The 12,445-nt window shown below is 37.5% G+C and carries 15 protein-coding genes; 8 read left to right on the top strand and 7 right to left on the bottom strand.

Annotated elements, in window-relative coordinates:
* Window positions 1–192: 192 nt before the first annotated feature.
* Window positions 193–474, bottom strand: coding sequence for a peptidylprolyl isomerase PpiC (ppiC, locus tag VXS03_RS08910; protein ID WP_327763301.1), 282 nt, complete (start codon window positions 472–474; stop codon window positions 193–195).
* A gap of 312 nt (window positions 475–786) precedes the next feature.
* Between ppiC and VXS03_RS08905 the strand changes: the two genes are divergently transcribed.
* The 3 genes from VXS03_RS08905 to VXS03_RS08895 are packed head-to-tail and all read left to right on the top strand — an operon-like array spanning window position 787 to window position 3,012.
* Window positions 787–1,029 carry a PepSY domain-containing protein gene (locus VXS03_RS08905; RefSeq protein WP_232585121.1) on the top strand — a complete coding sequence of 81 codons (243 nt, stop codon included), beginning with the start codon at window positions 787–789 and terminating at the stop codon, window positions 1,027–1,029.
* A complete protein-coding gene (locus VXS03_RS08900) occupies window positions 1,026–1,685 on the top strand; it encodes a response regulator transcription factor (protein WP_327763299.1) in 660 nt (219 codons plus the stop codon). Before VXS03_RS08905 ends, VXS03_RS08900 begins: the two co-directional genes overlap by 4 nt.
* Window positions 1,675–3,012, top strand: a complete 1,338-nt coding sequence (locus VXS03_RS08895; RefSeq protein ID WP_327763298.1) for an ATP-binding protein — start codon at window positions 1,675–1,677, stop codon at window positions 3,010–3,012. Before VXS03_RS08900 ends, VXS03_RS08895 begins: the two co-directional genes overlap by 11 nt.
* A gap of 100 nt (window positions 3,013–3,112) precedes the next feature.
* Here the strand turns inward: VXS03_RS08895 and VXS03_RS08890 are convergent, their stop codons facing one another.
* Window positions 3,113–3,412 (bottom strand): hypothetical protein, encoded by a 300-nt coding sequence (locus tag VXS03_RS08890; RefSeq protein ID WP_327763297.1) that lies wholly within the window; start codon window positions 3,410–3,412, stop codon window positions 3,113–3,115.
* A 235-nt stretch (window positions 3,413–3,647) separates the two neighbouring features.
* Here VXS03_RS08890 and ltaE point away from each other — a divergent pair, with 235 nt between their 5' ends.
* Together ltaE and VXS03_RS08880 are read left to right on the top strand one after the other, a co-directional pair.
* Window positions 3,648–4,652: a low-specificity L-threonine aldolase gene (ltaE, locus tag VXS03_RS08885; RefSeq protein WP_327763426.1), complete on the top strand. Its 1,005-nt coding sequence runs from the start codon at window positions 3,648–3,650 to the stop codon at window positions 4,650–4,652.
* Between the two features lie 224 nt (window positions 4,653–4,876).
* Window positions 4,877–5,335, top strand: coding sequence for a hypothetical protein (locus tag VXS03_RS08880; protein ID WP_327763296.1), 459 nt, complete (start codon window positions 4,877–4,879; stop codon window positions 5,333–5,335).
* 5 nt (window positions 5,336–5,340) lie between these two features.
* On the opposite strand, the gene VXS03_RS08875 is transcribed toward VXS03_RS08880, so the two are convergent.
* Window positions 5,341–7,053, bottom strand: coding sequence for an SgrR family transcriptional regulator (locus tag VXS03_RS08875; protein WP_327763295.1), 1,713 nt, complete (start codon window positions 7,051–7,053; stop codon window positions 5,341–5,343).
* 362 nt (window positions 7,054–7,415) lie between these two features.
* On the opposite strand from VXS03_RS08875, the gene VXS03_RS08870 reads away from it, so the two are divergent.
* Window positions 7,416–8,156, top strand: coding sequence for a nitroreductase family protein (locus VXS03_RS08870; protein WP_327763293.1), 741 nt, complete (start codon window positions 7,416–7,418; stop codon window positions 8,154–8,156).
* A 99-nt stretch (window positions 8,157–8,255) separates the two neighbouring features.
* Window positions 8,256–8,642, top strand: coding sequence for a hypothetical protein (locus tag VXS03_RS08865; protein ID WP_327763292.1), 387 nt, complete (start codon window positions 8,256–8,258; stop codon window positions 8,640–8,642).
* 15 nt (window positions 8,643–8,657) lie between these two features.
* On the opposite strand, the gene VXS03_RS08860 is transcribed toward VXS03_RS08865, so the two are convergent.
* The 4 genes from VXS03_RS08860 to VXS03_RS08845 form a co-directional block, all read right to left on the bottom strand.
* Window positions 8,658–9,029 (bottom strand): VOC family protein, encoded by a 372-nt coding sequence (locus VXS03_RS08860; protein WP_327763290.1) that lies wholly within the window; start codon window positions 9,027–9,029, stop codon window positions 8,658–8,660.
* 162 nt (window positions 9,030–9,191) lie between these two features.
* A complete protein-coding gene (locus VXS03_RS08855) occupies window positions 9,192–9,806 on the bottom strand; it encodes a nucleotidyltransferase family protein (protein ID WP_327763288.1) in 615 nt (204 codons plus the stop codon).
* A 373-nt stretch (window positions 9,807–10,179) separates the two neighbouring features.
* Entirely contained in the window at window positions 10,180–10,638 is a 459-nt protein-coding gene (locus VXS03_RS08850) for a GNAT family N-acetyltransferase (RefSeq protein WP_327763287.1), read from the bottom strand.
* 514 nt (window positions 10,639–11,152) lie between these two features.
* A complete protein-coding gene (locus VXS03_RS08845; protein WP_327763285.1) occupies window positions 11,153–11,587 on the bottom strand; it encodes an Ivy family c-type lysozyme inhibitor in 435 nt (144 codons plus the stop codon).
* A gap of 243 nt (window positions 11,588–11,830) precedes the next feature.
* On the opposite strand from VXS03_RS08845, the gene VXS03_RS08840 reads away from it, so the two are divergent.
* The gene (locus tag VXS03_RS08840) at window positions 11,831–12,352 is read left to right on the top strand and encodes a hypothetical protein (protein WP_327763284.1); all 522 of its coding nucleotides are present in this window, start codon (window positions 11,831–11,833) and stop codon (window positions 12,350–12,352) included.
* Window positions 12,353–12,445: the final 93 nt, after the last annotated feature.

Genomic DNA, 12,445 nt, shown 5'->3' with positions numbered 1-12,445 from the left:
CATCGACTAAACTGATATTTAGTTAGATTAATTACTCTAATTATTAATAGCAGTAATAATTATCGACTAAAGTCATTTTAAAAAACGTGTTTAAATGCTCAACATTAAAGATGTGATTAGTAACAACAGAGCAAGAAGAATGGCAATTAAGCACTAATGGCAGGCATAGAACCTGCCAATTAGTATCATAAACTATGTGCGGTATAAAACCTTGATAATATGGTAACCAAATTTTGTTTTAATCGGGCCGATAGGCTCTAGCACTTTGCCACTAAATACGGCTTTATCAAATGCTGGTACCATCGCACCTTTTTTAAACTCACCTAAATCGCCACCTCTTTTACCTGATGGACAAGTAGAATATTTTTTAGCAAGCGTTTGAAATTTTGCACCTTTTTTAAGTTGCTCTAAAACATCATCGGCTTGTTCTTTATGTTTTACCAGAATATGAAGTGCTGCTGCTGTTGAAGCCATGCTAATAAACCTATTGTCACTATACTAATAAAGGGCTTGCTTAATTACGGTGATTATCGCATTAGTTGATATAAAATGCTAATACCTCACGTTATGTTATAACATTGAAAAGGTGAAAAAATTTAAAGGCTTACAAATTAAAGAATCCATTTATAATAGTACTATTCATTTTCCATTCATGGCTACTTGGTTACAGTTATAAATATGAAAAAACATTACAAATATTTATATCTAATTGGATTTATCAGTCTCATAAGTTGTCAGGTGTTTGCCTCCCCTAGTGCTGATATAGATGAACATCACGATAATGTTATGGATGCAGTAGCCCAAGGACTCATTCAGCCTTTTTCTGCACTGCAACATAAAGTACAGCAGCAGTTATTAGCTCGTATTATTCGCGTTGAATTAGACAAAGATGATGATGAATGGATCTACGAATTAAAGCTTATTGATGGTAATAACAATATAATAAAAGTCGAGTATGAAGCCCGTACTCTTAAAATGATAGAAATAAAAGGTCGCCATCTTGAAAGCGTCCTTAAGGTTCCAAAATGAAAATTCTAGTTGTTGAAGATGATGTAACATTAGGCGAACAAGTTGTCGCAGGTTTAGAACAAAACGGTTGGGTTGCTGAGCACTCCATAGATGGTATTGATGCACTTTACCGTGCAACATCAGAGCCATGGGATGCGATTGTGCTTGATTTAGGTTTACCCAAACTAGATGGCATTACCGTTTTAAAAGGCATTCGTGAAGAAAACGTTAACTGCCCTGTCGTGATCCTAAGTGCACGAAATGAGCTAACACAACGTGTTGATGGCTTAAATGCAGGTGCAGATGACTATCTCACCAAACCCTTTCAAATGGTCGAGTTAGTGGCACGCGTACGCGCCCAATTACGCCGTGCAACAGGTAATGTATCACCCGTGATTCAGGCTGGTGATTTAAGCTTAGATACCCGCACCTCAAAAGTAACCTGGCAAGACAATATCATTGATTTAACCGCACTTGAATTTAAAGTGCTGTCATACCTAATGCATAACACTGATAAAGTGATCTCGCGTACTGAACTAGTTGAACATATTTATAAGCAAGATTTCGACCGTGATTCAAACACCATTGAAGTGTTTATTGGCCGTATTCGCCGCAAAATTGGTAATGATGTAATCAAGACAGTACGTGGTCTTGGATATCGTATCAATGCTAATTAACCTACCTAAAAATCGTCAACCCAGTATTCGTAACCGACTGCTGATTGCTGCAGCAGTCTGGTTATTGGCGATTACATTAGCAGCGGGCTACCTTGTTCCTACTTTTATAAAAACCTACTTAATTGAACAAGAGAAATCACAGCTCTATCTTTACATGGATCAAATTACAGCCCAAGTCGATATTGATAAACACGGTCAATTGTTTGTTGATGGTCGTCTATCTAACCCTCGCTTTAATTTTCCATACAGCGGTTTATATTGGTCATTAAAGCTTAATCACCAAGTATTACGTTCGCGTTCATTGTGGGATACCACGATAAGAGGCAATGCCAAAAAAGGCTTTGAAGGGCCTAACAATCAGTCTTTAATTGTTGTAAAACGTAAATTTAGCTTACCCGACAGTGATTACCCGATTGAATTATCCGTTGCGGTGAATCAAGATAAACTCATTAAAACATTACAACAATTGACTCATGGTTTATGGGTTATTCTCATCATCATGGCCATTGGTATTTTAGTCCTCACAACGTTACAAGTAAGTTGGTCCTTATGGCCATTGCGTAAACTTCGTAAAAACCTTATCGAAGTTCGAGAGGGTCATTCAACTGAGCTTACAGGGCTTTATCCTGTTGAAATTCAGCCTGTGATTGATGATCTAAATGCACTGTTGTTTCACTATCAAGAGCTACTGCTACGAGCAAGAAACCATTCGGGTAATTTATCTCATGCGCTAAAAACTCCAATTGCTATCTTGAATAATGAGGTATCGCTATTAGATCCAACTACACAGGCCAAACTTGCCCCAGCCCTGCAACAATTACAACAACATATTGATTACCACTTAGGCCGCGCGCGTATGGCTGGTACGATGAATATTCTCGCAACAAAAACAGCATTATCACACCGTATTGATGCCATTTCATTAGCGATGGATAAAGTCTATGCGCATCGGGGAGTTGTGCTAGTTAATGAGCTAGATAGTGATGTAGTGATTGCGGTTGAAAAAAGTGACCTAGATGAAATGATCGGTAATATCATCGAGAATAGTTATAAGTGGGCAACGAGTTTAATTCGCGTTTATCAAGAACCTATTGTAGATGGGAATATCGTGTTAGTGATTGAAGATGATGGACCGGGTATTGCTCGTGAAAAATGCAAACAAGTATTAAAACGTGGTGTTAGATTAGATGAAAACACTCCGGGTACAGGACTTGGACTCAATATCGTTAACGAGTTAGTACACAGTTACCGTGGTGATTTAGTGTTAACCAATAGTACTCTTGGTGGTTTAAAAGCCATGCTTTATTTGCCCATTCCTCGAAAGTAAACCTTCGCTATCAATAATCATCTATAACATAACAAGCCCTACAACAAATCATGCTTGTAGGGCTTAATTGACTTTCTTTACCATCTCTTTTTCCTAGAACCTACAACGCTCGCATTAAAATTTCAAAATCTTCTTGTGCTGATTCAATCAAACATTGAAGCTCTTTTGCATCTTGATTAGTGAGATCCAATTGCCAACAAACCTGCTCTGCTTCTCGACACACTAGCAATGTTTTCATACCTGCTTTGTTGAACCACAATTGCGAAAAATCCGCTTCACAAAGGGCATCATTTTCCGTCATTATCACTTCTAGCTTCCCTGTTGGAATAACACGTACAGAAGCATTACCTTGCTGATTGCCGCACAAGGTAAAGTTTCGTTGCTCAATTAACATCATCATTTTCTCCTTGTCTCTTATTAAAATGAGTGCAGTACACCCAGCCACATAACATATCTAAGTGTAGATTCATAAGTCGATACTGGGGATATTTTACTTCTATTAATAGTTCTATCATTTCATATACTTGATTCTTCATACTATCAAGTTCATCAGAAAGATAACTTTTGTTATAGATCATTCAAATAACGCAGTGATATATTAAAAAAACATAACAAAGGAAGATAAAAATTAAATGATAGATTTCCGCTCAGATACAGTAACTCGCCCATCAGATAAAATGCGCCAAGTCATGGCCTCTGCCCTTGTTGGTGATGATGTTTATGGTGACGACACAACCGTTAACGATCTTGAGTTATGGGCCGCAGAACGTCATGGTTTTGAAGCTGCTATTTATTGCACCTCAGGCACCCAAGCCAACTTACTTGCATTGATGGCACATTGTGACCGTGGCGATGAATACCTTTGTGGCCAACAAGCACATAACTATAAATTTGAAGGTGGCGGCGCAGCAGTATTAGGTTCAATTCAGCCTCAACCACTAGAAAATGATGTTGATGGTAGCATTCCATTCTCAAAACTAACGGCTGCTATAAAGCCATTAGACCCACACTTTGCACGTACTAAACTGCTTAGTCTTGAAAACACCATCAATGGTAAAGTGTTGCCATTAGAATACATTCAGCAAGCGCGTGAGTTTGTTAATCAACACGGCTTACAAATGCACCTTGATGGCGCGCGCGTTTATAATGCTGCTGTTGCCATGAATGTGGATATTACAGAAATCGTCAAATACTTTGATTCTTTTACGATTTGTCTATCTAAAGGCTTAGGTGCGCCTGTTGGCTCTTTATTACTGGGTGACAAAGCCTTGATTGCCAAAGCTCGCCGCTGGCGTAAAGTGCTGGGTGGTGGCATGCGCCAAGCGGGTATTATTGCCGCAGCGGGTAAATTAGCATTAACTGAAAATGTTGAGCGTTTAGCTGACGATCACCATAATGCGCGTTACTTAGCTGAGCAGTTAAATACTGTTAATGGATTTAGTGTTAACTTAGAACACATTCAAACTAATATGGCGTTTGCAAAGGTCGAGCAACACATTGATCAACCCCAACTGATCGAAACGTTAAAACAACAAAACATTTTAATCAGTGGCGGAAATCCAATGCGTTTTGTTACTCACCTAGATATCACAACAACCGATATTGACACTTTTATTGCAGCACTAAAAAGCGCTTTGTAATAAACGATTAATTCGCTGACGAAAACGAATAGCCCATATCTCGCAGCTATGAATATGGGCTTTATTTTAATTTTAGAAATACATCACAACCCACTAAAGAAACGTTAAAATTCCCCCTCGCTTTTACGATCCTAAACTACGCTTATATGTAGTATCAATATTAAATAAAACGCCACACCACTACATATATACTGATGCTTCAATCGCTAAACAAGGATGAATATATGGATGATTTACAATTATGGGTTGTCACCATAAAAACATGGTACAGCGAAAATAATCCACATAATCTTGAACTTCTTATCGCAATCATTAGCGCTACCCCTGCGAGTTTATTTACCGCACCAGAGATGCCTCAAGATAATCATAAATATGAAGAAGCATTGGCTTATTGGCTTGATGGGTGCAAAAAAATCAGTCAATTTCATCGTCAACAACAGCCCGATCTTGCTTTTACCTATCTCCAATTACCTTATGCCAAGTTACAAGCGCTTATCTGTGACCCGCAGCAAAGTGCTACCACAAAACGTTGGGGCTTAAAAAAGCTTGATAGCATCATTGTGACCTTATTAAAGTTTTGCCAATGCCAGCAACCACTGCACTGGCAACAACAAAGTCGTGATTTGATCGATTTACATGTTATTTTTATGGCGGCACAACAACACCTAAATCTTAAATATTAAAGCCATTATTGTTGCGATGACTGGGGCTTACTCCATACAGATTTAAAATCAAACCAACCAAGTAAGTTCGACTCCATTCCTTGTAGTTGTACGTTATCATCAACACCAAGCCAATTATGGAAAAGTGGTATAATTTGCCCTGTCTGCGATAATGTTTCGCCAATAATATCACTAGGGAACTTAGCGGCTGACGTTGAACGCCATTCACTGATCACCTGCTGTAATTGCTTAAATTCAACGCTCGGCATCACACGCTTAATATGATTAAAATTATGTAACCATGCCAAAATAGCATCACTACGATTACTTCCCAGACTCATGCCATTAAGCCAAATATCAATTTTTTCAGCGTGTTTTCCTAGTACGATATCTTCATAGCTTAATTCCATTATATTGAGCCGAATACCATCTTTCATCAGGATTTTTTCAATCAAAGAAGCAACATACGGATAGATGGGATGCTCATGTTGATAAGCCAATGTCACCACTCTTTTATGCGGTATAACAACAGCTTCAGGTAATTGTTGCGTATGAATCCAACCAGGTAATAACCCATAAGCATTAAACAGCTTAAAATCCCCTACCTGTGTTAAATCCATCTCACGCATCACATTTAAACTATATAACCGCGATTGAAAATAACGTAACCACTGAGGATCTTGCGCTAAACCAGAAATACGGTTCAACAATAAGAAGGTACAGCCTTGATCCATAGATAAACGTGATGAAATATGAACATGTTGCTCAAGTTTATCCCCCAATGTCGGTTGTAAATAACACGCCGCAAAATGATTTAATATCCACACTTCAACCACATCACTTAACGCTCTAAAACCAAAGTAATGCTCAAACGCTTCCAACTTAAATCGTTGTTTATCATTAACCGCGACTTTATAAGGACCTGTACCAATAGGAAACTTTTCATAATTAGGCAACGATGCATAATTAGCCGGCTGAATCATTGCGCAGGTATTGGCTAATAAATCAGGAAAACGGAAATCATCTTGAGTCAGGTAAAAATCAATAATATTAATAAATGGTGACGACACTTTGTCGATATGTGCAAATAAAGCCAGTTGCTTCACTTCTGAAAAAGTAGCAAAAATATCGTTACTATCAAGTAATCGACCATCATGAAACCGAATGGCTGGCCGTAAATAAAAGCGCCAATGGCGGGGTGTTATTGCTTCCCATGAATGAGCAATATCGCCAATAACGGTTTCTTGTTCCCCTTTTTCCTCATTTAGCTGCGTTAGACCACTGAAAATTTGCCTTACAAGATGTTGTTCCGAACGACGTAACGGCTTTAAAGGTGTGATATTTTCAAAGCTACGATAATAAGGTAAACGAACAATTTGCTTACCTTGATGATGTGAAATACCTAACTGTTCTTGAATCAATTGTACCAATTTTTCAGCGTTATGATCTAAGGCAACTAATGCAGGTTCAAGCTTTCCTTCCGCAACCAATTTACGGGCATGATTAAGCTGTAACTCACTGTCTGTATTATTAAAAATGAGCCGTGACTGCTTACCTCGCCCCACGGCAGGTTGCCAGTCAATCCAGCCTTTTGCAACCATCTTATTGATCACCATTCGCACGTTACGACGCGTGCAAAATAAGACTTCAGAGATATCTTGTAAATTAGTCTCGGTGCTATCACCGCTGAAGTGATTATAAAGACGTTGAAATTGCAATTTAAGACGTTGACCACTCATAAAAAGGGGAACCTTATTTATTAATTTATGCTCTTTTAACTTCTCTACTTTAACTTAAAATAGAACATGTCAAAACAAAAACGTGTCATCACAGAGTAAAATTACGCATGTTAACTCTGTGGCGTTTAATGTACTGACAAGGTTAATGAACATTGTCTGCAATGTGTTCCCCCAAACCATTGTGACTCCTGAGTGATCATTAATAACACTGGTTGATGTTATAGCTTTATAGTATCAGCCAGTCTTTCCTCTTTTCTTGCATCAAACTTTGTATTCCAACACAAACATGGCGACAGAAGTTGCTAATTAAATCAAATATAGGTAAAAACATACTTATCTATTACTTAATACTCATTCTCATCATGTCTGAATCTATTTCTCAACCTTACGATTTTTCCTCTTTAGTTCACAGTCGCCGTTCGGTACGTAAATATGATTTAACGGCCGAGTTTGATTATCAAGCAGTTGCTCGTGCTTTAGAATTAGCCGCCCTTTCACCTAACAGTTCCAACATGCAGCTGTGGCAGTTCCACCGCGTGATTAATGATGATAAACGCCAACAATTAGCCACGCTTTGTATGGGTCAAAATGCAGCTAAAACCGCTAATGAATTAGTCGCGTTTGTGATCACACCAGATAAATGGCAACAGCGCACACGTATCAATGCTGCCCACATTCGAGAAATGTTTAAAGGCCGTGATGATAAAGCCTCTAAACGCGCTCTTAAATATTACGAAAAGCTGATCCCGTTTGTGTATCGCAACGACCGATTTGGTCTTTTGGGCTTAGGTCGTCGCTTGATCTGCGCATTTTTAGGTAGAAACAAGCCGATGATGCGCGAAGTGAGTAAAGCAGATTTACGGGTTTGTTTGCACAAAAGCAGTTCACTGGCAGCAATGACATTTATGATGGCAATGCGTGCCGAAGGCTATGATACGTGTCCAATGGAAGGATTTGACTCTAAACGTGCGAAAGCTTTACTTGGCCTTAAAAGCAGCGATGAAATTACCATGATTGTTAGCTGTGGCAAACGTACAGATGAAGGTATTTATGGCGAGCGTCAACGGGTTGATAATCAAGAGATCATCATTACGCATGCTTGATAGTTTGACTCACCGAATACACAAGCAATAAAATATAAAGGCGCACGGCATTAATATTCTGTTATATGCGCTATCCCTTAGTTAGTAAGAGTAATTCAAATGTCTAATGTCGTTCAGCTTTCTATGTTCAGTCAGAATAAAAAGACGAACACTCCCCCACCAGCCAAATCATCAAGTCCTAAAGCATTAAGGGAACAGGCGGTATTACAACAGCAGAATCGTTGTTATTTTTGTGGCACACGTAAAGAAACCAAAGATCTTAACTGGCTTAATCAGGTTGGTTTTAAACAAAAAGCACATGTTGTTTGTGGTAGCTGTAGTTCTGATGCTAAATCGCGTCCAATGGATGAACTTCGAATAATTCTGGCACTAAAAGCAATGGATTTTAGAACCATTAAGATTCAGCAATATATTGAGTTAAGAGAAAAAGGCATTCATATAGATGGTGTTCGTGATTACAAGTTCTACTTTGAAACTATTGAGTGATTGTAGCTTCATCTATTATGGTTCTGACTTAAATTCTATCGGATTACCATCAGGATCATATGCTAATACAATCTTTCCCCAATCAAAAGTGTAATACTCGGCTTTAATTCCATGTAATTCAAATAAAGCCAAAACTTGAGTGACATCCGCTACATCAAACCTAATTATTATTGGATTTTTATCGACACCTTTAGGCAATGGTGAATATTGACCTCCAGTTTCTATAAGTAGATAGGAATTTCCAAATGCCAATTCAGACATAGCAAAATCCCCCTCTGTTTTATCAAAAATAATCTTTAAGCCCAAAATTTCAGAATAAAACGTAAGACATTCTTGGTATCTTTCCGTCTTCAAGATAATCCCTGTCTTAAATGGCTCTAATTGCATGATCACTATTCCTTTATGAGTAATAGAGCCATAACGCTGCGCAGAGTAGTGGCAACTGTAGCTAACTAAATTTACCTCTTTCATAATAGAAGGCAGTTTTTTAAGCTTGAGTTCTAACGTAATTGGAAGTGTTGATATTTAATTTATGCATATTCCAATCAGCTACACCGTTATAACAAATACAGTCAATTTCTTCAATTTTTCAATATCCTGTGGTTCTTCATATACATCAGAAAAAAGTTCAAATGCAACCTCATCATTCGCTTCAAGCCATGAGAAACTTTGTTTTGATCCGAAATACCAAAGTCCGCGTAATATAAAATACGACGGTAAAAGATCAGATTGAAGCCAAGCTTTTCTATAATTTCCCTCAAGCCCTCCTTTACTAGCTTGCTTTAATATTTTCTGCCTTAACTCGATAAAATTCTTCTTATCTAAATGACTTAACGGAGATGGACCTTTTTGATATTCTTTCTCAACTTCGCGTACTAATCTTTGACCAAGACCTCGTTTATCGATAACACAGCACGCTTTACGCAGTTTTATAAATTCAACAACCTCGTTCATCAACTCTGTCGGATATACCCAAGCATCAATAAATACGCCATGATGGTACCTCGTATCTTCAAACATTTCCGACCCATCAACAAAGCACGCAAGATCCACATCACTCTCTTCGAATGCATCTCCTCTAGCTCTTGAGCCATAGAGAATTACAGTATGGGGGTTGTACTTTTCAACCATTTCATTTATTGCAAGCTTTGTTTCTGTATCCATAAAAATAAAACCTTAAAATTTAATATGTTACACCAAAACAACCAAGCTTGACCTTTGAATAAGCCATAAAATAACCAAAACCCTGCTTCCAATGTTCAACTCTTGTAGCTACATGTTGAAATATTTCATCATCATTATAAGGCGCAGATTTTGGTAGGTATTAACTTATCAATGGACAAGACATGATCTCCTTATAGATATCAATATTCTCAATCATTACAAGTTCTAATAGTAACCGTTCTGTTTCTATCATCCGTATGTCCTCCTAATTTGTATAAGGCCACGATAACGCGTACTGAACGCTATAATTACCAAGCCAATTACACTTTAAAGCACAAACGTAAAGTATATTAATACCATATTGATAGTTATGTTATGCGCACTTACTTAAATAAACCCTTACAAACCCAAATTCTTCGTCTTTTTCTTCCCTATCAATTAACCAACCATTTTTAAGATAAAATTGAATAGCTTGATCATTACCTTTGAAAGTTTCAAGGAAATAAATTTGATGCCCCAATAATGCCATTTCACTTTCAACATTTTTGAGAAGATAAGAGCCAAGGCCTGAACGTTGAATTTGAGGGGAAACCATTAAAATATGCACGAAGTCATTTTCAAACGCACAATAACCTTGAATTTCATTATTCAATGAAAGCACAACACAGTTTGACAGTTGCTTTTCAACTTCCTTATCTGACTCACCACTATTAATAAACCAATCAACGCCTTCATCACCTAAAAAAGAACGATAACAAGTATTAATCGTGTCTCTAGCTAATTCTTGGATTGGTGCTAAATCAGACACCTGAGATTTTCTAATATTTCCCATATCACCTTTCCTTTTCTAGCGTATAACGCGTTTATTAACATGTAGACACGTCTTAAAAGTTAACATTTAACACTCTGAATATAAAGATAATACACAATAATAAATGTAATAAATCGTGTTGGAATATTTGTAATATCAAAAATGCTAACTTATTATTTTATTAGACATACTTTAGCTAAAATAGCGAAAAAAACGTCTTGATACAATTCTGTTAAGGTACGAAGCTATCCGTGATCTATTCATCACGTGATTGAGATTAAAAGACGTCAATGAAATAGTAATTCTACAACACGCTGATAGTAGATTCCCTATCTCGTTAGTAACCTCACTGTAGGGAATGACGGGGTGAGTTGAGCATTCACTAGTAGGAATATTTATGTTTCACCACAGAAACACTGGACACCCATATGTATACGATTCAATGAATATTTCAGCTTGTGGAGAACAAACAGAGCCCTCAGCACAAGACTGAACGCTCTATTTCGAATAACGACTAATTGTAGCGCGGTGATTTTTATTGCCAATTAGGATTTTGACTCAAGGCTTGTGTGAAGACATCTTTCACTTGCTGATCAGGCTCACCAATATATTGATATGTTGCATAAATACTTGGGGTATTCAATGCATCAGGCACATCTTTTACATGCACTATCATTGAATATTTTTTATTATTATCAGTCGTTAAAGTGATCATAAAATCACTAGCACAATCATGAGGTTTACAAAAAGAAACGGCATCGTATGTATGACCCCCCATAACAATAGCTTCCAAGGGTGAAGTCACAGTACTGTCTTTGATCCAATCCGGAAGTTGCTTTTCAACACTCGCTACCGATTGACCTGCATTTGCTGTCGTCGCTTTTGCCTGTGTTTGAGCTGATGGCGTATACGAAAAATTACACCCTGCCAGCATGACACTCATCGCTGTCACTAATACCAATTTTTTCATTCTGACTCTTATACCTAATAGTTAGGTTTATAATTAAAATATAAGTAATCAACATCATATAGCGATATTATTGATAACACCCATTACTTTATTCTTTTAGATGCGCATTGAATGTTGATAGCGCATACTTTGTTCAATCACAAAGCAAAATAACGAACGTTTTTATCGAAAACAATCGAATAGCATACCTTATTACCGTAATTTAGGTTATGGTATCGGCAATTGAATAAAAGAAGTGATGATATGCCACTAATTACAGAAAAACTGATTACTTTAAAAAACGCGTGGATGGCTAGCCACATTACTGATGCTGAATTTCCAACCCCATTAAGTGAACAAGGTTTACATCTGTATCAACTCGCGCACTCAGAACTGTCTACGCAGATTATCGACTCAATTATCTCTCCAACTGAATCATCGTTAACATTTTACCCTGTAGATTGTCACCCTCTCACTATCCGTTATGCATTAGTGTATTCAAGCTATTGGCAACAAGAAGAGCAACAACAAGCTCTTGTTGAATACTTAACTCAAATTATGTTTGAAACTGATGAAAATGCACAACTTTATGTGGGTTTCTATAACGGCAAACCAGCCGCAACAGGTATGATTTATACCGACATTAGCGATGGCAATAAAGTGGCTTTAGTAAGTGATATCCATGCACTGCCCCTTTCAAATCAAGCCCAGCTAGCACAAGACATGGAGCAGTATTTATTACAGACGGCTCAACAAGCAGCAACAACGGTTGTTCTACAGAAATAAAATAAATGATCAAGATGTAATAATATTGCATCTTGATATTTTTATTGCTGTTTCTCTCAAAAGTGTAATGTTATCGACATGTGTTTTTGACGC

It is taken from the genome of Photobacterium sp. S4TG1, from assembly GCF_036040035.1.
Taxonomy (GTDB): domain Bacteria; phylum Pseudomonadota; class Gammaproteobacteria; order Enterobacterales; family Vibrionaceae; genus Photobacterium.
The sequence above is the reverse complement of the archived record's forward strand: the minus strand, read 5'-3'. Positions and strand labels throughout refer to the sequence as shown.